General features: G+C 73.8%; 15 protein-coding genes and 1 tRNA gene. 3 read left to right on the forward strand and 13 right to left on the reverse strand.

The genetic code is table 11. From position 1 onward, the window contains the following. Window positions 1-21: 21 nt before the first annotated feature. Complete coding sequence (locus GL259_RS15905) at window positions 22-1494, reverse strand: MFS transporter (RefSeq protein WP_159533315.1); 1473 nt, start codon at window positions 1492-1494, stop codon at window positions 22-24. 218 nt (window positions 1495-1712) lie between these two features. On the opposite strand from GL259_RS15905, the gene GL259_RS15910 reads away from it, so the two are divergent. Together GL259_RS15910 and GL259_RS15915 are read left to right on the forward strand one after the other, a co-directional pair. After that, window positions 1713-1787: transfer RNA gene (locus tag GL259_RS15910), tRNA-Cys, on the forward strand. A 120-nt stretch (window positions 1788-1907) separates the two neighbouring features. Then, window positions 1908-3131 (forward strand): hypothetical protein, encoded by a 1224-nt coding sequence (locus tag GL259_RS15915; protein WP_159533317.1) that lies wholly within the window; start codon window positions 1908-1910, stop codon window positions 3129-3131. Between the two features lie 15 nt (window positions 3132-3146). Here the strand turns inward: GL259_RS15915 and GL259_RS15920 are convergent, their stop codons facing one another. The 10 genes from GL259_RS15920 to GL259_RS15965 form a co-directional block, all read right to left on the reverse strand. Further along, entirely contained in the window at window positions 3147-4190 is a 1044-nt protein-coding gene (locus GL259_RS15920; RefSeq protein WP_159533319.1) for an SUKH-4 family immunity protein, read from the reverse strand. A gap of 226 nt (window positions 4191-4416) precedes the next feature. Continuing rightward, the gene (locus GL259_RS15925; protein WP_159533321.1) at window positions 4417-6723 is read right to left on the reverse strand and encodes a molybdopterin cofactor-binding domain-containing protein; all 2307 of its coding nucleotides are present in this window, start codon (window positions 6721-6723) and stop codon (window positions 4417-4419) included. After that, window positions 6720-8855, reverse strand: coding sequence for a 2Fe-2S iron-sulfur cluster-binding protein (locus tag GL259_RS15930; RefSeq protein ID WP_159533323.1), 2136 nt, complete (start codon window positions 8853-8855; stop codon window positions 6720-6722). The genes GL259_RS15925 and GL259_RS15930 overlap by 4 nt, the downstream gene beginning before the upstream one ends. Next, on the reverse strand, window positions 8852-9745 hold the full coding sequence (locus GL259_RS15935) for an FAD binding domain-containing protein (RefSeq protein ID WP_159533325.1): 894 nt from the start codon (window positions 9743-9745) through the stop codon (window positions 8852-8854). Before GL259_RS15935 ends, GL259_RS15930 begins: the two co-directional genes overlap by 4 nt. Before the next feature lie 288 nt (window positions 9746-10033). Then, entirely contained in the window at window positions 10034-11722 is a 1689-nt protein-coding gene (locus GL259_RS15940; RefSeq protein WP_159533327.1) for a beta-N-acetylhexosaminidase, read from the reverse strand. A gap of 5 nt (window positions 11723-11727) precedes the next feature. Further along, window positions 11728-12573, reverse strand: coding sequence for a carbohydrate ABC transporter permease (locus tag GL259_RS15945; protein ID WP_159538679.1), 846 nt, complete (start codon window positions 12571-12573; stop codon window positions 11728-11730). A 29-nt stretch (window positions 12574-12602) separates the two neighbouring features. Beyond that, the gene (locus tag GL259_RS15950) at window positions 12603-13535 is read right to left on the reverse strand and encodes a sugar ABC transporter permease (protein ID WP_243762574.1); all 933 of its coding nucleotides are present in this window, start codon (window positions 13533-13535) and stop codon (window positions 12603-12605) included. A gap of 28 nt (window positions 13536-13563) precedes the next feature. Continuing rightward, window positions 13564-14856, reverse strand: coding sequence for an extracellular solute-binding protein (locus GL259_RS15955; protein WP_159533331.1), 1293 nt, complete (start codon window positions 14854-14856; stop codon window positions 13564-13566). A gap of 223 nt (window positions 14857-15079) precedes the next feature. Next, complete coding sequence (locus GL259_RS15960; RefSeq protein WP_159533333.1) at window positions 15080-15361, reverse strand: DUF3039 domain-containing protein; 282 nt, start codon at window positions 15359-15361, stop codon at window positions 15080-15082. Between the two features lie 30 nt (window positions 15362-15391). Further along, window positions 15392-15964, reverse strand: a complete 573-nt coding sequence (locus tag GL259_RS15965) for a YqgE/AlgH family protein (protein WP_166461503.1) — start codon at window positions 15962-15964, stop codon at window positions 15392-15394. 252 nt (window positions 15965-16216) lie between these two features. Between GL259_RS15965 and murA the strand changes: the two genes are divergently transcribed. Then, the gene (murA, locus tag GL259_RS15970) at window positions 16217-17557 is read left to right on the forward strand and encodes a UDP-N-acetylglucosamine 1-carboxyvinyltransferase (RefSeq protein WP_159533337.1); all 1341 of its coding nucleotides are present in this window, start codon (window positions 16217-16219) and stop codon (window positions 17555-17557) included. A 167-nt stretch (window positions 17558-17724) separates the two neighbouring features. On the opposite strand, the gene GL259_RS15975 is transcribed toward murA, so the two are convergent. Then, the gene (locus tag GL259_RS15975; protein ID WP_003990598.1) at window positions 17725-18006 is read right to left on the reverse strand and encodes an HU family DNA-binding protein; all 282 of its coding nucleotides are present in this window, start codon (window positions 18004-18006) and stop codon (window positions 17725-17727) included. 414 nt (window positions 18007-18420) lie between these two features. After that, window positions 18421-19830 (reverse strand): NAD-dependent malic enzyme, encoded by a 1410-nt coding sequence (locus GL259_RS15980; protein ID WP_159533339.1) that lies wholly within the window; start codon window positions 19828-19830, stop codon window positions 18421-18423. Between the last annotated feature and the right edge of the window lie 436 nt (window positions 19831-20266).

Genomic DNA, 20266 nt, shown 5'->3' on the forward strand with positions numbered 1-20266 from the left:
ATGGGGCCGGACCGGTACCACTCAGGAGGCGGCCCGCAGCCGCGTCGTCACCCACGCCCCCGCCAGCGCCACCGCCGCCATCGGCAGGAACACCGCGGCGAAGGCGGCCGGGTGGGAGCCGGTGGCCTCCGCGGCCGCGTGGCTCACCGTGCCGCCGCCCAGGGCCGCGAAGGCCGCTCCCCCGGCGGCCAGCAGGAGCACGTTGGACAGGCCGTCGGAGATCTGGAGCGCGGCGGAGTTGGCGCCCGCCTCCTCGGGGGCGGAGAGCTGGAGCAGCAGCACGCTGGTGGAGGAGATCACCAGGCCCATCCCGAGGCAGCCGAAGGCCCAGGCGACGGCCACCGTCCAGGCGGGCACGGCGTCGATCAGCACGCTGGGCGCCGCGGCGATGGCCGCCGCCACCAGCACCATCCCGAGGGTCATCAGCCGCTCCCGGTAAGGCTCCAGCCGCGGCCGCGACTGCATCCAGGAGCCCAGCGCCCACGTCAGGCCGCCCGCCGCGAGCGAGAACCCGGCGAGCGTCGGGCTGAGCCCCCGCTGGGTGACCAGCATCAGCGGCACGAAGGACTCCGCGGCGATGAAGGACCCGGCGGCGACGCCGCGCAGCAGCACCACCGAGGGCAGTCCGCGGGCCGCCCGGCAGGTGCCGCGCGGGAGCAGGCCCAGCACGGCCGGGACGAGCAGGGCCGCGCCCAGCGCGCCCGGCAGCAGGGAGATCCAGCGCAGGTCCTGGGCGGCGTACTGGAGCAGGCCGGCGCCGAGGGAGATCGCCAGGGCGAGGCGGATGCGGCGGCGGTCGAAGGAGGCCGGCGCGTCCGCGCCGGCGCCCACCGGGCCGGACGCCGACCGCCGTATCCGCGGCAGCGCGAGCGCCATCGGGAACACCACCAGCGCCGGTATCCCGAGGAACACCCACCGCCAGCCGAGGTGCTCGGTCACCGCGCCGGAGGCCAGCGGGCCGACGATCGACGGCACGATCCAGCCCGCCGCGAACGCGGCCATGATCGCCGGCCGCAGCCGCTCCGGGTAGGCCCGCCCGACGATGACGTAGAGCGCGACGATCACCAGCCCGCCGCCGAACCCCTGCACGGCCCGCCCGAGGATGAACGGCCACATCGCGCCCGCCGTCCCGGCGAGCAGCAGCCCGGCGGCGAAGGAGGCGATGCCCCAGGTCAGCGGCCCGAGCGGGCCGCGCCGGTCGGACCACTGGCCGGAGAGCACCATGCCGAACAGGCTCGTGGTGAAGTACCCCGAGAACGCGAACGCGTACAGGGACACCCCGTCCAGCTCCCGCGCCGCGACCGGCATCGCCGTGCCGACCGCGGTCGCCTCGAAGGCGATCAGCAGCACCACGGAGACGATCCCGATGCTCAGCGCCCGGTAGGGACGGCTCAGTACGGTCGCGTCGGGTGCGGGGGCCGGGGCGGGACCGGCGGCGTCGGCGGTCCCGGCGGGTGCGGCGACACCGGTGTCGCGCGGGTTCGGGGCGGTCATGCCCGCCAGAGTAAGGGCCACGGGCCGCTTTGACCCCTGTCGGGGGTCGGGGCCGGCACCGGGACCTTGGTCGTACGACCCGTCCGCCCCTTTGTGAACGGGGCGTGGCAGTCCCGTTGCGGCGCCCGGTGTTCCCTTGAGCACCGCTCCCGCCCCGCCCTACGGTCGACTCACCGGTTCGGAACGGCGAGGCGCCGCACGGCACTTCGCCCCGGCACGGCCGTGTGCCCGAGTGGCCCAGGGACTCGCCTGCAAAGCGAGGTACGCGGGTTCGAATCCCGCCACGGCCTCCATTCCCCTCCCCCGTCCTCGCGAACGGGAGCACAACCCTGGGCGTCCTCCGGTTGTCCAGGACATGTCCGGGTGATCGGCGCCCGGCCGTCGTGCCTTCCTGTTCCGACGAGGAGACAACCGTGCGTCAGCGCATTCGCCCCACGGCGGCCCTGGTGGCCGCCGGGATCGCCGTTGCCGTCCCCGTGGTCGCCACGCCCGCGGCGGCCGCCGAGGAGGCCGGACCCGACCTGGTGGTCTCCGCCCTGCCGCACGCCACCCCCGCGCCCGGCGAGACGTACGAGGAGTCCGTCACCCTCACCAACAGGGGGACGGCGGCCGCGGACGGCGTCACCTTCCGGATACGGCTGACCCGCGGCCTGGACTTCCCCGAGCCGGTCGAGGGCTGCGCCTACTCCACCGTCGGCGATCAGATCAGGCAGGCGCTGTGCGAACTCGACGCGGTCGTCGAGCCCGGCGCCTCCCTCACCACGCCCGTGCGGTTCAAGGCGCTGCCCAAGGCGCTGATGGAGGCCGTCGAGTACGGCACCTCGCCCACCGGCGAGGCACCGGGCGAGGGGTTCGACGAGAGCCACCGCCGGCTGACGCTGACCGCGGACAGCTCGGCCGACCTCGTCGCGGTCGGCGAGTGGACCGAGGCGCTCCCCGGCGACGGGCAGTCGTTCACGGTGAGCCTCCGCAACGACGGCCCCGGCTGGGTCCAGGACCAGACGGGCGACGACATCCCGGCGCTGCTGGTCACCATCCCGTCCGGCACGGTCACCACCCTGGTGCCGGAGGACTGCGCCCCGTTCGAGGTCGACGGCCCGGGCGGACCGCCGGTCCTGGGCCGTCCCCGGTACGTCTGCTGGCCCGAGGACGGCGTCCTCGAGGTCGGCCGGTCGCTGTCCTACACCTTCTCGGTGAAGATCGACGAGGACGCGCAGCAACCCCGGGGCGAGGTGAAGGCGACCTCCGTGTACGACGTCGAACCGGTCTACGACAAGAACCACGCCAACAACACGGACCAGATCCGCATCGACCTGCCCACCGACAACGAACCCGGTCCGAGCCCGTCGGAGGACACCACCGCGGGCTCCGGCACCGGCGGCGGGGCGGGGGGCGACGGCGGCTCCGGTACGGGCGGGGGCGGCAACGACCCGCAGGGTCAGGCCGCCGGCGGCTCGGGCACCGCGGGCACCGCGGCCGGCACCGCGACCGCGGCCGGCGCCTCCGTCCACGGCAACCTGGCGGACACGGGCTCCGACGGCACCCCGCTCCTCGCCGGCGCCGCGGCCGGCGCCGCGGCGCTCGGCGGCCTCCTGGTCATGGCCGTACGCCGCCGCACGGCCGCCGGGTCCTGCTGACCCGCTCCCGCCGGTTCACAGCACCCCGCCCGCCTCGTCCCGGAAGAGTTCCGTCCAGTAGTGCCAGTCCGCGTCGGTCGCGGTGCCCGCCGGGTCGAGGGAGGACAGGGCCTGGATCATCGTCATCGCCAGCCGGTCGCAGGCCTCGCCGGTCAGCGCGTGGCCCGGCTCCTCGTCGGCGGCGCGCTCGCGGCGGAGCAGCCAGAGGGTGGAGGCGAAGGTGGAGACGTCCGTGTTCAGGGGGTGCAGGACGGCCTCCGGCTCGCTCCAGCTCCAGACCGTCCCCGTGGTCCCGTCGACGACCGGGCTGCCGCCCTCGACCAGGTGTCCGAGGCGTATCAGGTGGTCGGCGCGGGCGGGGAGGCGGCCGGCCGGGAACTCGCCGGGGCGTTCGTCGGCGTAGTACTCCGTGAGGGTGCGCAGGGGCAGCTCGGTGTCCGGCCGGAAGAGGAAGCCGTCCTCCGGCAGGCCCGTCCCGCACAGGAAGCGGCGGGTCGGCTCGTGCGTGAGCGCGGCGGGGAGGTCGACCTCCTCGAAGCGGACCACCCCGCCCCGCCCGAACTCCCGGTCCAGGAGGCGGACGGGGAGGTCCAGGGCCAGGCCCGAGGCCGTGCCGGGGCCCGCCGCCAGGGCCAGCGGGCGGATCAGCGCGGCCATCCGCCGGAACGGCGCCGGCGCGCCGTCCGCGCCCTCCTCGAACACCGCCAGCAGCAGCCGGGTCGCCCGGGCGGCCGCCTCGGTGCCGCAGCGGCCCGCGCGGGCGGCGAACTGGCCGCGCAGTCCCGCCAGTTCGTCCGTCACCGCGGCGAACCGCACCAGGGTCGGCAGGGACGGGGCGAGCGGCCGGCGGTCCATCGGGTCGGGGCGGTCGTGGAAGAAGTACGCCGCCGGGCGCGCACCCCCCTCGCCGCACAGCTCCGCGAAGTCGAACGGGACGGTGTCGCCGGGCAGTCCGGGGCCGGTCGGCCGGCGGCACGTGGACGCGTGCGTGACGTACGGGCCGAGGTCCGCCTCGGTGAGTGTGATCGCCGCCGTGGCGGCGGTGCAGGTCGTGCTCATGATCCCCCCGCGATACGTGTGCTCGGTCCCGGGCCCGCGAACGTCCCGGGCGGGACGGACCACGCCCGTCCGGACCCGGCGGCCGTCCCCCACCGCTCGGAACACTACGCGCCGGCACTGACAACGCCCCCGGACCGGGGCGGGACCGGCCCGGCACCCCCGTCACGGAAGACGCCGGGACGCCCCCGCGCGTTGCCTCCCCGCGGAAATCACCCGAGGCGGCCGCTCAGCCGCCGGTCACCACCGCGGCCTGCGGGCGGATCGGCAGGCGGTTCACCGGGCGGCCCGTGGCGGCCCGGACGGCGGAGGCGATGGCCGCCGGGGAGGTCACCACCGGCACCGCGCTGACCGCCTTCGCGCCGAAGGGGGCGACCACGTCCCGCTCCTCGACCAGCTGCACGATCCGGATGTCCGGGGCGTCCAGCGCGGTCGGGAGGGCGTATCCGGTCAGGTCGGGGTGGCGGATCAGACCGCGCGGGGTGCGCAGGTTCTCGGTGAGCGCGATGCCCACGCCCTGCGTCACGCCCGCCTCGATCCGGGCGGCCAGCTGGGCGGGGTTCAGCACCCGGCCCACGTCCTGGGCGACCGCCAGTTCGACGACCCGGACCGAGCCGAGCTCGATGTCGACGTCGACCACCGCGCGGACGGCGCAGAAGGACAGGCCGACGAAGGCGTCGCCCTGTCCGGACCCGTCCAGGGGCTCGGTCGGGTGCGGGCGGCACTGGGCCGTGGCCCACAGCTCCTTGCCTTCCATCGCCTCGGTCACGGTCGTGGACAGCACGCCGTCGTACGAGGTGATCTTGCCGTCGGTGATCTGGAGCAGCTCGGTGGACATGCCGAACTTGTGGGCGAGGGGCTGCAGGAGCTGGGTGCGGACCATCTTCGCCGCGCGCTCCACCGCGCCGCCCGAGACCCAGGTGTGCCGGCCGCGGCAGCCCGCGCCCGCCGGCGGCTGGTCGGTGTCCACGGGCGCCACGTGCACCTCGTCGATGCCGAGCGTCTCCTGGACGATCTGCCGGGCCAGCGTGGTGAACCCCTGGCCGGTCTCCACGGCCGCGCACAGCACCGTGGCCACGCCGTCGTGGACCTTCACGGTGGCCGTGGACACCTCGTCGGCGCCCTCCGCGCCGAGCATGTGCACCATGCCGATGCCGTAGCCCACGCCCCGCCGCACCGCGCCGGGTTCGCCCGCGCCCTCGGGGCCGCCGGGCAGCAGCCACTCGTCCTCGGGGGTGTCCTTGGGCAGCGGCGGCAGCGGGAAGTCCCGTACCGCCTCGAGGAGTTCGGCGACCGGGGCCGGGCAGGTCACGGTCTGGCCGGTGGGCAGGACGTCGCCGGTGGCCATGACGTTGCGCAGCCGCAGCTCCGCCGGGTCGACGCCGAGCTTCTTGGCCAGCTTGTCCATCTGCGCCTCGTAGGCGGCGCACACCTGCATGGCGCCCTCGCCGCGCACATGGCCGGAGGGCGGGTTGTTGGTGCGCACGGCCCAGCCCTCGATGAAGGCGTTCGGGACGACGTACGGCCCGCAGGCGAAGGCGACGGCGGCGGCCAGGGCGTCGGAGGAGGTGTCGGCGTAGGCGCCCGCGTCGAGCAGGATCTGCGCCTCGACCTTGACCAGCTTGCCCTCGGCGTCGGCGTGGTGGCGGTAGCGCAGCAGGGTGGGGTGGCGGTGGGCGTGGCCCAGGAAGGACTCCTCGCGCGTGGCGGCGAGTTTCACCGGGCAGCCGGTCCTCAGGGCCAGCAGGCCGAGCGGGAGCTGGAAGCTCCGGTCCTCGCGGTCGGCCGTCGCGCCGGGGACCCCGGTGACGACGACCTTCACCCGTTCGGGTTCCAGGCCGAAGGCCGCGGCGGCCGTGTCCCGGTCGCCGTGCGGATCGGTGGACGCCAGGTACAGCTCGACGCCGCCGTCCGGGCGGGGCACGGCGAGACCGGCCTCGGCGCCGATGGGGGCGGGGTCCTGGCGGCCGATGCGGTACAGGCCCTCGACGACGACGTCACCGGCCGCCTCGGGGTCGCCGTGGCGCAGCGGGATGTGCCGGATCAGGTTGCCGTCGGGGTGCAGCGGCTCGGCCTCGAACGCCTGCTCCGGGTCGGTCACCGGGTCGAGCACCTCGTACTCGACGATGACGGCGGCGGCGGCCATCCGGGCGGTGTCCGGGTGGTCGGCGGCGACGGCGGCGATGGGCTCGCCGTGGTGGCGCACCACCTCGGAGGCGAAGACCGGGCGGTCGGCCGTGCCGCGGCCGTGCAGCGGCGAGCCGGGGACGTCCTCGTGGGTGACGACCGCGCGGACGCCGGGCATCTCGCGCGCGTGGGTGGTGTCGATGGACATGATGCGCGCGTGCGGGTGGGGCGAGCGCAGCACGGCCGCCCACAGCAGGCCCTCGGCCCACAGGTCGGCGGCGTACGGGAAGGTGCCCTCGGTCTTGGCGCGGGCGTCGGCGGCCGGGAGGGAGGCGCCGAGTCCGTGCGGGAGCGGTTCCGGCTCGGGGGCGGCCTCCGCGGCCTGTGCGGTGGCTGCTTCGTTGCTCACGCCTGGCCTCCGTCCTGGCCGTAGGGCTGGTCGTGCGGGTCGTGCGGTCCGGTGGGTCCGAACGCGGAGGGGTTGACGCCGCCGGCGCCGGGGCCCGCCTGGTGCGGGATGCGGGGCGCGTCGGCGTCCGTGTCCGGACCGGGGCCGGGATCGGACTCGGGCTCGGGGGCCGCGGCGTGCGCCTCGCGTTCGGCGACGACCTCCTTGACGGCCTCCACGACGCCCCGGTAGCCGGAGCACCGGCACAGGTTGCCGCACAGGGCCTGGCGGGTCTCCAGCTCGGTGGGCGCCGGGTTGCCCTCCAGCAGGTCGTGCACGGTCATCGCCATGCCCGGCACGCAGAATCCGCACTGCACGGCGCCGCACCGCGCGAGCGCCCGCTGCACGTCCGAGGGCCGGCCGTCCTGGGCCAGGCCCTCGACGGTACGGACCTCGCTGCCGGCCGCGGTGACGGCCGGGACCAGGCAGGACGCCACGAGCCGGCCGTCGACCTGCACGTTGCAGGCGCCGCACTCGCCCTGCGAGCAGCCGTCCTTGGCACCGGCGAGGCCGAGCCGCTCGCGCAGCACGTAGAGCAGCGACTCGCCGATCCAGGCGTCCGTGACCGGCCGGTCGGAGCCGTTGACGCGGAGCACGTAGGAGGCCAGAGGATGGTCGTCGTACGGGGCGCCGGGCGGCGGGTCGTGCGGCGGCGCCGAGCCGTCCGGCGCGGGGGCCTCGGACGGGGCGGGGTCGCCCGGGGCGTCCGAAGCGTCCGGGGAGCCGGCGGGGTCCGGGGTGTCCTGCGCGGTCGCGGTGCCCGGGGACGCGGAGCCGGCCGCCGGTGCGCCGTCGTCGTCGGCGGCGGGTTCCGGTCCGGCGTCCGCCTCCGGGCCGGTCCGGTCGGTGTCGGCGGAGGGCTCCGCCTGCCCCTGGACGGCCTCGGAGGCCCCGTGTGCGGCCTCCAGGGCCTCGTGTGCGGTCTCGGCGGCCTCGTGTGCGGCTTCCACGGCCTCGACGGCCTCGACGACGGCCTCGGGGGCCGCGTCGGCCCCGGAGGCGTCCTGGGAGCCGGGGTGCGGGTGCTCCCGGAGTCCGGCCGAGGCGCCGTCGGCGGCCTCCGCGCCGGTGCCGGGGTACTCCTGGACGGCCTCCGCGCCGGTCCCGGGGTACTCCTGCGCGCCGGTCTCCCACTGCGGCTGGGCGGCGGATCCCGCGTACCCCTCGGTGGCGAACGGCTGGGGCGCGCCGGACGACCGGGGCCCGGCGTGCGCGGGCTGCTCCGGTGCGTGATCCGCCGCGGGCGGCTCGGGCGCGTGGCCGGCGTCCGGCCAGACGGGGGCGTGTCCCGCGGCGCCGGGCCACTCGGACCCGTGCTCGCCGGCCCGCTGCCCGGACGCGGCCCCGTCCCGGGCGGGCTGCCCGCCGTACCCGTCCGGACCGGCGGGGTACCGGGGTGCGGAGGCGTCGTCCGGGCCGGGCTGCGCGTCCGGGTGCGCGCCGTCCTGCTCCTGCGGGACCCCGGGCACGCCGGGTCCCCACGGCTGCCCGATGGCCTGGGTGGCCCAGGGGGCGGGGGCGCCGCCCGGAAGGGTGGCCGGGGGGTTGCCGCCCCACTGTTCGACCAGGGCGGAGGTGGTGAACTCGCCCGACTCGTCCGGGAGGTCGCCGCCGGCGACGGGGATCGACCACTGGCCGGTGACGTCGTGGCCCGGCGCGGGGTTCTCCGCGGCGGGCGCCTCCTCGAAGCCCCACTGCCCGGAGGCGCCGGGGTCGTACGTGAACCGGTCGTCCTGCCCCGTGTGCCGCGGGGCCGCGTCCGCCCCGGGCTCCTGCCCGGGGTGCCCGGCCTGCGCCTGGGCGGCCCGCGGGTCGTGCCACCCGGCTCCGTCGGCGGGCGCGCCCGGGACCGGCCAGGTGCCGGTGGCCGCGGGGTCGGTGCCGGTGGTCGCGGGGGCCACCGTGATCTGCGGCGGCACGTAGCCGTGGCCGGGCGCGGCGAGCGGACTCTCCAGGGAGTCCAGCAGGGCGTCGACGCCCCCCTCGGGAAGCTTCACGAAGGCGGTGGCGCCGTCGTCGTAGTCGCCCTGGGGCAACGGGTCCCAGCGGCCGCCGCCCCGGGGCGTGCCCTCTCCGTGCTGGTCGTCGGTCACGACAGCGCCCTCCCCAGTGCTCGTCGGGCCAGCGCGGCGACGGTGCGCCGCAGGTGCAGTACCGCGGGCGGAAGCGGTGGGACGGTGCCGTCCTCGCCGGGCGCCGCGTCGGGGATGCAGGCCGCGGCGACGTACTCCCCGAACGCGTGCAGCGCCTCCGGCACGATCGCGCGGTTGTTGTCCCAGTCGATGAGCTGCGCGACCCACTGCTCGGCCTCCAGGGGCCGCAGCGGCATCGGCGCTATGGCGCCCACCGCGCAGCGGACCCCCCGGCGGGCGGGGTCGAGCACGAGGGCGACGGAGGCGACGGCGCGGCCGGGGCCGGTGCGGCCGGTCGCCTTCAGGAAGACCTGGGGGGCGTGCAGCAGCGGCACGCGCACGTAGCCGATGAGCTCACCGGCGCGCAGCATGTCCACCCCGGCCAGCAGGTGCGACACCGGGATCTCCCGGCGGGCGCCGCCCGGGCCCGCGATGATCAGCGTCGCCTCCAGCGCGGCCAGCACCGGCAGCGCGTCCCCGGTGGGGGCGGCGGAGGCGATGTTGCCGCCCAGGGTGCCGGCGTTGCGGATGTGCGGCGGTCCGGCGGCCCGCGCGGAGGCGGCGAGCGCCGGGATGAGGGCGGCGAAGTCGGGGCGGCCCATGCGCGCGTGGGTGAGGCCGGCGCCGAGCAGCGCGTGGCCGTCCAGGTACTGCCAGCCGCGGATCTCGCTGATCCTGCCGAGGCCGACCAGCGCGGCGGGCCTGAGCTGCCCGGAGTTGACGGCGGCCATCAGGTCGGTGCCGCCCGCGACGGGCACGGCGGCCGGCATGGCCCCGAGCGCCGCCACGGCCTCGTCCAGGGTCGTGGGCAGCGTGACGGCCTGCGCCGCCTGCGGTGCGTGCGTGCTCAAAACCGGCTGCCCCTTCCCGCTGCCCCACCTGGTCCGACCCGTGTTGCCGTACGGTACGACCTGACAGGGCGGACGTGGCAACTCTGGCACATCTCGGCGAGTGCCGAGGACGGGGGTCCGCTAGGAGACGTTCGCCCACCTCACCCCGGGCTTGGTCCGTTTTCGCAGCACATCGCCGGTGCGCTCGGATTGACACTCTTCGGTGATCCTTGTGCCTGTTTTTATTACCTGTTCGAGGCGGGTCCGAGGTGTGCGCGTGACCGGATCGGGGCGGGGCGGGCGTGAGGGTCACCGGTTCGGGGGCGCGCCGTCGATCGGGCGCCCCAGCACGCCCGGGCGCTTCTGCCAGGGCCGGGGGCCGGCGGGCGGCCGGTAGGCGACGCCCAGGGCGTCGAGGCGCCGGTAGTGGGCGGTCATCCGCCGCTCGAAGCCGGCGACGTCGCGTTCGGCGGGGGCGGGCAGGAAGCTCCAGGCGACCTCGGCGAGGGCGGCGAGCCGGGGGAAGACCTGGTAGTCCACGCGCCCCAGGTCCTCCATCACCTCGGTCCACACGTTGGCCTGGGTGCCCAGCACCCGCCCGGCCTCCTCGGGGGTCAGCTCCGGGGGGACGGGCTCGAACCGGTAGACGTCCTCCAGGGTGCGCACGTACCCGATCGGCACCGGCTCGTCGGGGCCCGCGTCCTGCCGGTGGTCCAGGTACACCTGCTGCTCGGGGCACATGACCACGTCGTGTCCCGCGCGGGCGGCGGCGACGCCGCCCGCGTACCCGCGCCAGGAGGACACCGCGGCGCCCGGGGCGAGGCCGCCCTCGAGGATCTCGTCCCAGCCGATCAGCCGCCGTCCCCGCGCGGCGAGCCAGCCGGCGAAATGCCCGATGAACCAGGACTGGAGCGCGTCCTCGTCCTTCAGTCCGAGGTCGGCGATCCGCCGTTGCGCGGTGGCCGACGCGCGCCACTGGTCCTTCACGCATTCGTCGCCGCCGATGTGGACGAACGAGGAGAACGAGGAAAGCGGGGCCGGCGGGGTGGCCGCGCCGGTGTCCGCGGGGAACGGGGGGAACAGTTCGAGGACTTCCTCGAGCACCCCTTCGTAGAAGCGCAGGGTGTGGTCGGTGGGGGCGAGGACGTTCGGATTGATCCCCCAGGTGTCCCAGACGGCCAGCGAGGCGGTGTCGACGACGTCGGTGTTGCCGAGTTCCGGATAGGCGGCGATGGCGGCCTGCGAGTGGCCGGGCACGTCGATTTCCGGGACCACACCGATATGCCGCTCGGCGGCGTAGGCGACGATCTCGCGGATGTCGTCCTGGGTGTAGTGACCGCCGTGCGGCCTGTCGTCCCACAGGGGTGACGCGCGGTGGCCGATTTTCGTCCGGGCGCGCCAGGAGCCGATCTCCGTCAGTCTCGGGTACCGCCGGATCTCGATGCGCCATCCCTGGTCGTCCGTCAGGTGCAGGTGCAGGACGTTGAGTTTGTGCACCGCCATCAGGTCGATATAGCGCAGCACGCCTTCCTTGGGGATGAAGTGCCGGGCGGTGTCGAGCATCAGGCCGCGCCAGCGGAACCGGGGGGCGTCCTCGATCCTGACGTGCGGCACCGTCCAGGCCCGGTCGCGGTCGAGCGGGGCCCTGCGGTAGGCGTCGGGGCCGAGGAGCTGGCGCAGCGTCTGGGCGCCCCAGAAGACACCGGCCGCGCCGCCGCCGTCGACGAGGACGCCGTCGCGGTCGCTGACGAGGCGGTACTCCTCGGGACCGAGTGCGGGATCGAGCCGGAGCCCGATGCCGTCGCCCTCGGTGTCGCCGGGGTCGCCGGGGCCCCGTCCCTCGCGCAGCGGCAGGCCGGTCGCCTGCCAGAGGACGGTGCGCAGCCACCGGCCGACGCCCTCCGTCCCGGGGGCGGTGTGAAGCCGGGAGTGCGCCGTCAGCCGTACCTCGCCGGAACCGGCGACGAGGCTGCGGGGCGCTGGAATCAGTTCGGTCACGTCAGTCAGTCCTTTACCGCGCCGCCCAGTCCGGAGACCAGACGCCGCTGCACGAGTACGAAGAAGACCAGCACCGGAATCGTCATCACCGTGGACGCGGCCATGACCCCGCCCCAGTCCGGCTCGTCGGGTTTGTAGAAGACCAGCAGCGCCATCGGCAGGGTCGACTGCGAGATGTCGCTGATGATGAAGGACCTGGCGAACAGGAAGTCGTTCCAGGTGGAGATGAAGGAAAACACGCTCGTGGCCACCAGGCCCGGCAGGACGAGCGGGAAAAGGATCTGCCACAGAAAGCGCGCCCTGCTCGCCCCGTCGATGTACGCGGCCTCCTCCAGGGCTTCCGGAACGGCCTTCACGAACCCCCGCAGCATCCAGATCGCGAACGGCAGCGAGAACGCGATGTGCGGCAGGATCAGCGACCACAGCGTGTTCAGCTGACCGAAGTCCCGCATGAGGAAGAACAACGGGATGGTCAGCGCCTCCACGGGCACCATCTGGGCCACCAGGAACATGATCAGCAGGGTGGTCCGCATACGGAACCGGAAACGCGTCACGGCGGTCGCGGCGAGAAAGGCGATCAGCGCCGAGGCGATCACCACGGCGAGGGCGACGACGACGCTGTTGACGAAGTACCGGCCGAATTCCTGCTGTCCGAACACCCGCCGGAAGGAGTCGAGCGTGGGCGCCGACGTCCAGGGGCGCGGTTCGGCCGACTCGATCTCCCCGGCCGGCTTGAAGGCGCCGAGCACCATCCAGTACAGCGGGAAGGCCACCACGGCGGCGGTCAGCAGCGCCGTCGCCTCGGCCACCGTCCGCCCCGGGCGCCGGACGAACCGGCGCACAAGATTCACCCGGCGTCCCCCGTCCCGGTCCACGAGCATCACAGTTCCTCCCCCTGGCGGCGCAGCAGCCGCAGATGCACCAGCGTGACGGCGAGCAGGATCAGCAGCATCACCACGCCGATCGCCGCGCCGAGGCTGTACCGCGAGGACGCGAACGCCTGCTGGTAGGCGTAGACGTTCAGGACCAGGTTCTGGCCCGCGATGCCGCCGCCGTTCGTCATGACGTAGATCTGGGTGAAGACCTTGAAGTCCCAGATCACCGACTGGATCGTGACGACGACGAGGATCGGCCGGAGCATCGGCGCGAGCACCGAGCGCCAGATCCGCCACTGCGAGGCGCCGTCCAGGGCCGCGGCCTCCAGCACCTCGGACGGTACGGCGCGGATGCCGGCGTAGACCGTCACCATCACGAACGGGAAGGAGCACCAGACCACTTCGAGCAGGACGAGGAGGAAGGCGCTGGACCTCCCGTACGTCCAGGAGTGGTCGCCGAGGCCCAGCACCCGGTTGACCGGGCCGAAGTCGGCGTCGAAGAGGAACAGCCAGACCGTGGAGCCGGTGACGGCCGGGGTCGCCCAGGCGCCCAGCGCGGCCAGCATCAGCGCGAGCCGGGGCACGGCCCGCACCCGTGTGAGGAGCACGGCGAGCGCGCAGCCCACGGCGAGCGTGCAGACCACGCAGGCCGCGGCGAACAGCACGGTGGCCAGCAGCACCTGCCAGAACCGCTCGTCGGCGAAGAGTTCGGCGTAGTTGCCGAACCCCTCGAAGGTGGTGGGTTCCCCGCCGCTGACCTGGGCCTGGGTGTAGTGGAAGAGCGAGATCAGGCCGAGCTGGTAGATGGGGTAGGCGAGCAGCGCGCCGAGGACGACGAGCGCGGGGGCGAGGTAGAGCCAGGGGGTGAGGCCCGGCCGGCGGCCTCGCGGGGTGCGGGGTGCGGGGGCCGTGGAGCGCGCCGGGCGCTCGTGCTCCACGGCCACCGTGTCCTGTGCGGTCACCGGGTCAGCCCGCCGAGCCGAACGCCTCGTTCATCTTCTCCGCCGCGTCCTCGGCGGCGGCGCCCACGTCCTTCTTGCCGCTGACGATCTCCTGGAACATGGTCGGCAGCACCTGCGAGGAGTCGATCTGCGCCCAGGCGGGCGAGACCGGCACGAACTCGGTGCCCGCGGCGAGGGTCTCGACGAACGGCTTGACGAAGGGCTCCTCGGCGGCCGCCCGCTGCCGTACGTCCGAGAAGGTCGGCAGGAAGCCCATGCCCTCGAAGAGCCTGCCCTGGGCCTCCTTGGAGGCGAGCCGCTTCATCAGGTCGACGGCGAGGGTGCGGTGCGAGGTGGACTTGAGCACGCCGAGGTTGTTCCCGCCCGCGAACGCGGGGGCGACGGAGCCGGGCTCGACGCCCGGCAGCGGCACGACGGCGTACTTGCCCTTGACCTTCCCGGCCTCGACGGCCGCGTGGCTGAAGTCGCCGCCGATCGCCATCGCGGCCTTGCCGGAGGCGAAGGCGGTCACCGTGTCGTTGCCGCCCATCCCGGCGCACTTGGCCGCCGGGCAGTTGTCGTCGCCGAAGAGGGAGGTGTAGGCCTCGATGCCCCTGCGCGCGTCGGCGCCGTCGATGGCCGAGGCGTACGAGCCGCCCTTGCCGGTGGCGAGTTCACCGCCGTGGGCCCAGATGAAGGGCAGCGCGCCGTAGGTGTAGGCGCCGCCGACGGCGATGCCGTACATCCCGGGTTTGGCGGCCCGGACCTTCTTGGCGGTGGAGATCAGCTCGGCCTGGCTCCTCGGGACGTCGAGGCCGAGTTCCTCGAAGACGTCCGTGCGGTAGTACAGCGCGCGGACGCCGACGAAGTACGGGGCCCCGTAGACCCTGCCGTCGACGGTGACCGACCGCCTGGCGGTCGGGTCGGTGTCCGCGGTCTCCTCCCAGGCCCCGAACTCCTCGGTGACGTCGGCGAGTCCGCCGTCCCGCACGTAGCCCGCGGTGTCGGTGTTGCCGTACTCGATGAGGTCGGGCGCGGACTCCGGGTCGTTGAAGGCGGCCTTGATGCGCTGGGCGCGGGTCTCGACGGGGATGTACTCGACGGTGACCTCGGTGCCGTCGTGCGCCTTCTCGAACGCGGCGAGGACGGAGTCGACGACCTGTTCCTTGGGCTTGTTGTTGACCTCCTGGAAGAGCCAGACGCGCAGGGTCCCGGTCTTCTCGTCCTCGTCGGAGGAGGAGGTGCCGGAGGTCTGGGGCGCGCAGGCGGCGGTGGCGAGGACGGCCGCGAGGGCGACCAGGCGGGCGGACAGCTTCATGGAGTGCTCCTCCGATGGTGCGTTGCAACATGCGCAACGCAGATTTCGCTGTGCACAACACACCGGAGGCTAGGGACTGGGTGAACCGCGCCACAAGAGGTCTCAACCACTCTGTGACCGGCCGGCGCACCCCGTGCAACGCGCGGGCAGCACAAAGGCCCCCGGGGCACGCAAAACGCGCCCCGGGGGCCTTCGGACGAGACCGGCGGAGGAGGGGGGGGGACTACTGGTCGCCCTTGCCCTTGTCGTCGCCGCCGGCGCCCATGGACTCGTAGATCTCCTTGCACATGGGGCACACCGGGTACTTCTTCGGGTCGCGGCCGGGCACCCAGACCTTGCCGCACAGCGCCACGACGGGGGTGCCGTCGAGCGCGCTCGCCATGATCTTGTCCTTCTGGACGTAGTGGGCGAAGCGCTCGTGGTCACCGTCGCCGTGGGAGGTCTGCGGCGTCGGCTCGACGAGGGTCCCCGTACCAGTCCCGCGCTCGGGCTCAAGAGTGCTCATAACAGCCAAGGGTACTGAAGCTCACAGCCATCAGTTGAGCGAAGGGTCGTCCGGATAGGTGGCCACCATCGCCAGCTCGTTGCGCTGGCGGCGCAGCACCTCGCGCCAGAGCCGCTCCGGGGCCGGGGACGAGACGTCGCCGGGCTCCGACTCCACGACGTACCAGGCGCCGTCCGCCAGCTCGTCCTCCAGCTGGCCCGGGCCCCAGCCGGCGTATCCGGCGAAGATGCGCAGCGAGCCGAGGGCGGAGGCGAGGAGCTCCGGCGGGGCCTCCAGGTCGACCAGCCCGATCGCGCCGTGCACCTGGCGCCAGCCCAGCGGCGCGGCCTCCGCGGCCGCCCCGCCGGGGACGACGGCGACGCCGAGGGCCGAGTCCAGCGACACCGGACCGCCCTGGAACACCACGCCGGGCTCGCCCGCGAGGTCGGCCCAGCCCTCCAGGATGTCCCCCACGTCCACCGGGGTCGGACGGTTGAGGACGACACCGAGCGAGCCCTCCTCGTCGTGGTCGAGGAGGAGCACCACCGCGCGGTCGAAGTTCGGGTCCGCCAGGGCGGGCGTGGCCACGAGCAGCCGCCCTGTGAGCGAGGACACCTCGGTCATGCCAGACATGATCCCGCATCTTCCCCCCGCGTGGGGAGGCAACGGGGGTATGGGAGTGAACGCAGCTCAGGGCGACCGGGAGCACGCCCGGCGCACGGCCGGACCGGTGACCGGGCGTGTCCGCGCCGGAACGGTTCGTGTTGTGACACGGTCTTGACACCGCCGGGCGCTCCGCGGGCTTACGGAAGGGGGGCGCGGGGCTATTACCCTTTGCCTCCTGGCCCCTGCCCCACTCCACGGAACGCGAGATTCATGACCGTCAACGACGATGTCCTGCTTGTCCACGGCGGAACCCCGCTGGAGGGCGAGATCCGTGTCCGCGGTGCGAAGAACCTCGTACCGAAGGCCATGGTCGCCGCGCTGCTGGGCAGCGCTCCGAGCCGCCTGCGCAACGTTCCGGACATCCGCGACGTCCGCGTCGTACGGGGTCTGCTGCAACTGCACGGCGTGACGGTCCGCCCGGGCGAGGAGCCCGGCGAGCTGGTGCTCGACCCCACGTACGTGGAGAGCGCCAACGTCGCCGACATCGATGCCCACGCGGGTTCCTCGCGGATCCCGATCCTGTTCTGCGGCCCGCTGCTGCACCGCCTCGGGCACGCGTTCATCCCCGGCCTGGGCGGCTGCGACATCGGCGGCCGGCCCATCGACTTCCACTTCGACGTGCTGCGCCAGTTCGGCGCGACGATCGAGAAGCGGGCGGACGGCCAGTACCTGGAGGCCCCGCAGCGGCTGCGCGGCACGAAGATCCGGCTGCCGTACCCGTCCGTCGGCGCGACCGAGCAGGTGCTGCTGACGGCGGTGCTCGCCGAGGGCGTCACCGAGCTGTCCAACGCCGCGGTGGAGCCGGAGATCGAGGACCTGATCTGCGTCCTGCAGAAGATGGGCGCCATCATCGCGATGGACACCGACCGGACGATCCGCATCACCGGTGTGGACAAGCTCGGCGGCTACACCCACCGCGCCCTGCCCGACCGCCTGGAGGCCGCCTCGTGGGCGTCCGCGGCGCTGGCGACCGAGGGCAACATCTACGTCCACGGCGCCCAGCAGCGCTCGATGATGACGTTCCTGAACACCTACCGGAAGGTCGGCGGCGCCTTCGAGATCGACGACGAGGGCATCCGCTTCTGGCACCCCGGCGGCCAGCTGAAGTCCATCGCGCTGGAGACGGACGTCCACCCCGGCTTCCAGACCGACTGGCAGCAGCCGCTGGTGGTCGCCCTGACCCAGGCGACGGGCCTGTCGATCATCCACGAGACGGTCTACGAGTCCCGCCTCGGCTTCACCTCCGCGCTCAACCAGATGGGCGCCCACATCCAGCTCTACCGCGAGTGCCTGGGCGGCTCCGACTGCCGCTTCGGCCAGCGCAACTTCCTGCACTCGGCGGTCGTCTCGGGCCCCACCCGGCTGCAGGGCGCCGACCTGGTCATCCCCGACCTGCGCGGCGGCTTCTCCTACCTCATCGCCGCGCTCGCCGCGCAGGGCACGTCCCGCGTCCACGGCATCGACCTGATCAACCGCGGCTACGAGAACTTCATGGAGAAGCTGGTGGAGCTCGGCGCGAAGGCCGAACTCCCGGGCAAGGCCCTCGCCTGACCCGGCCTCCTCGTCCCGGCCGGGCGGCACCGCCCGGCCGGGGGCCCGGGGGCTCCCCCGGGCAGGCACCGCCGCGCACGCCGAAAGGGGCGGCCACCCTCACCGGGTGGCCGCCCCTTTCGCTGTCACCGTGCCTCGTACGCCGTCCCGGGGCGCACGGGGCGGGGTCACTTGCCCTTGGCGGCTTCCTTCAGCTTGGAGCCCGCGGAGACCTTGACGCTGTAGCCGGCCGGGATCTGGATCGGCTCACCGGTCTGCGGGTTGCGCGCGGTACGAGCGGCACGGTGGGTGCGCTCGAAGGTCAGGAAGCCGGGGATGGTGACCTTCTCGTCGCCCTTGGAGACGATGTCGCCGACGACGTCGGCGAACGCGGCCAGCACGGCGTCGGCGTCCTTGCGGGTCACCTCGGCACGGTCGGCCAGCGCGGCCACCAGCTCACTGCGGTTCATGTTGTTACTCCCGTGTTCTTCTTGCCGTTGAGGCGTGCCACGCGGCGGAGCCGCATGTCGGGCACGGCGAAGCCGATGCTGCCAGGTTCCTCGGTGAGTCCCCGGACCCGGGTCCGTCGTCAGACCCTCGCGCCCAGAGACGCATCCTGCCTCCACCTGCGGCGGTAAAGCCAATCCGGCACCCGCAGGAGTCATGAGAACACCCGAGGGAGTCACACGAGGAACGCCACGACCCCGATAAGGTGACGTTCCGTACGCTTCCGGCGACGGACCGCAGGGGCCTGCGCCCGGGCCTGGCCGCCACCCTAGAGGGACGCCAGGAGCCACGGGTTCCACGACGCGCCGGTGTGAACCCGGCCGTGGCGATCCTCACAGCCCCGGTGCGGCCGGAGCGGCCGCGGGGCCCACGGGACCCTACGCCCCGGCCGCCCGGGCCGCCTCCCGCACCGCGCCGGCCACCGCGCCCGCGACCTTGTCGTTGAAGACGGACGGGATGATGTAGTTCGGGTTCAGCTCGTCCTCGGTCACCACGTCCGCGAGGGCCTGCGCGGCGGCCAGCATCATCTCGGTGTTGACGGTGCGGGACTGGGCGTCCAGCAGGCCGCGGAACACGCCGGGGAAGACCAGCACGTTGTTGATCTGGTTGGGGAAGTCGGAGCGCCCGGTGGCCACGACGGCCGCCGTCTGGCGGGCGATCGCCGGGTCCACCTCGGGGTCGGGGTTCGCGAGCGCGAACACGATCGCGCCCTCGGCCATCGCGGCCACGTCCTCGCCGTCGAGGACGTTCGGGGCGGAGACGCCGATGAAGACGTCCGCGCCGCGCACCGCCTCCTTCAGCGTGCCGGTCAGGCCCTCGGGGTTGGTGTTGTCGGCGATCCAGCGCAGGGCCGACTCGGGGGCGGCGCCGACCAGGTCCTCACGGCCCGCGTGGACCACGCCGTGGATGTCGGCCACGACGGCGTTCTTCACGCCCGCGGCGAGCAGCAGCTTCAGGATGGCCGTGCCGGCCGCGCCGGCACCGGACATGACGACGCGGATGTTCTCGATCCCCTTGCCGGCCACCCGCAGGGCGTTGGTGAGGGCCGCCAGGACGACGATCGCGGTGCCGTGCTGGTCGTCGTGGAAGACGGGGATGTCGAGCGCCTCGCGCAGCCGGGCCTCGATCTCGAAGCAGCGCGGCGCGGAGATGTCCTCCAGGTTGATGCCGGCGAAGCCCGGGGCGATGGCCTTGACGATCTCGACGATCGCGTCGGTGTCCTGGGTGTCCAGGCAGATCGGCCAGGCGTCGATGCCGGCGAAGCGCTTGAACAGGGCCGCCTTGCCCTCCATGACCGGCAGCGCGGCCTTGGGGCCGATGTTGCCCAGGCCCAGCACGGCGGAGCCGTCGGTGACGACCGCGACGGAGTTGCGCTTGATGGTGAGGCGGCGCGCGTCCTCGGGGTTCTCGGCGATCGCCATGCAGACCCGGGCGACACCCGGGGTGTAGACCATGGAGAGGTCGTCACGGTTGCGGATGGGGTGCTTCGACGCCATCTCGATCTTGCCGCCGAGGTGCATCAGGAACGTACGGTCCGAGACCTTGCCCAGGGTGACGCCCTCGATGCCGCGCAGCTGCTCGACGATCTCGTCGGCGTGGGCGGTGGAGGTGGCCGCGATGGTGACGTCGATGCGGAGCTTCTCGTGGCCGGACGCCGTGACGTCGAGGCCGGTCACCGAGCCTCCGTGGGACTCGACAGCCGTGGTGAGCTGGGAGACCGCGGTTCCGCTCGCGGGCACCTCCAGCCGGATGGTCATCGAGTAGGAGACGCTGGGCGCCGTTGCCATGGCCGACTTCCTCTGCTTTCACCGTGTCGCTGCTTCGCTGTGTGGCACAGCGTTGTGCCGTCCGATCGTCGCACCTACCGCCGAGTACGCGGTAGTCGCTTCGAGTTGCGAACGTTTTGTTCGCACCCGGGGCGGGTATCTCCGGCGTCTTTCGGAAAGCTTCTTCCACCATACGAGAGGTGGTCCGGATCGGTGAAGGGGCCCGGACAGCGAAAGAGGCCCACGTCACACCAGGTGACGTGGGCCTCCGGAACGCTTGGTGACACCGACCCGCCATGCTCGCCTCGCGGCAAGTGGTCGCTCGTAGCGACGAAGGTTGGGCCCGGGGGCTTGGATCGGGCCGGTGCCACACCAAGGCTAACAAAGGATCCCGGTGGGCCATTCCCGTACCGCGGACGGTTTTCCCGCGCGGGGACCGGCACCCCGGGGCCGGCCC

The sequence above is a fragment of the Streptomyces sp. Tu 3180 genome (assembly GCF_009852415.1).
Taxonomy (GTDB): Bacteria; Actinomycetota; Actinomycetes; order Streptomycetales; family Streptomycetaceae; genus Streptomyces.